Source organism: Porphyromonas uenonis 60-3 (genome assembly GCF_000174775.1).
GTDB lineage: Bacteria > Bacteroidota > Bacteroidia > Bacteroidales > Porphyromonadaceae > Porphyromonas > Porphyromonas uenonis_A.
This window is the reverse complement of record NZ_ACLR01000099.1, coordinates 1-549: the sequence shown is the minus strand read 5'-3', so window position 1 is coordinate 549 and position 549 is coordinate 1. Positions and strand designations below refer to the sequence as shown.

The following is a 549-nucleotide window of genomic DNA, read 5'->3' as shown; positions in this document are numbered from 1 at the left end:
ATACACAAAGTCTCNCCTAAGCATTCTAGCCTGCAACCACTGCGGGCTAGATGCTATACTCCTTGAGGCAAGAGACACATAAAGCGAGCCGTCTAGTACTCAGAGACTAGACAGCTCGCTTCTCTTATTGCGTCTTAGAGCAGTGCTCCCAAGAACTAACTTCTAATCTCTATCTTCTAATCTCTATCTTCTAATTTCTATTATACCCTAAGGGACATGTATACGTATCGGAGAGTTTTTAGTATCTTTGTGGGACTTGAAATTAAGATCGCAACCAGTAAATATGAAGAGAACTTGTAAGTTTACACTTGATGCTACGCTGCCCAAGTACCCCACCTTTGAGGAGGGCATCCGTCGAGCACCTGATAGGGGCTATAGCTTGACCCCTGCACAAACACGTGTGGCACTACAGAATGCGCTACGCTATGTACCTAAAGAACTCCACGCTGAGCTCGCACCCGAGTTCCTCAAGGAGCTCAAGGAGCGTGGTAAGATCTACGCCTACCGTTATCGTCCCGAGGGCGATCTCAAGGCTGGTCCCATCGATAG

General features: G+C 47.4%; 1 pseudogene. It reads left to right on the top strand.

Annotation, left to right across the window (positions count from 1 at the left end):
• Positions 1–283 precede the first annotated feature (283 nt).
• Positions 284–549, top strand: a pseudogene (locus PORUE0001_RS02670) (urocanate hydratase); the annotation flags it as partial.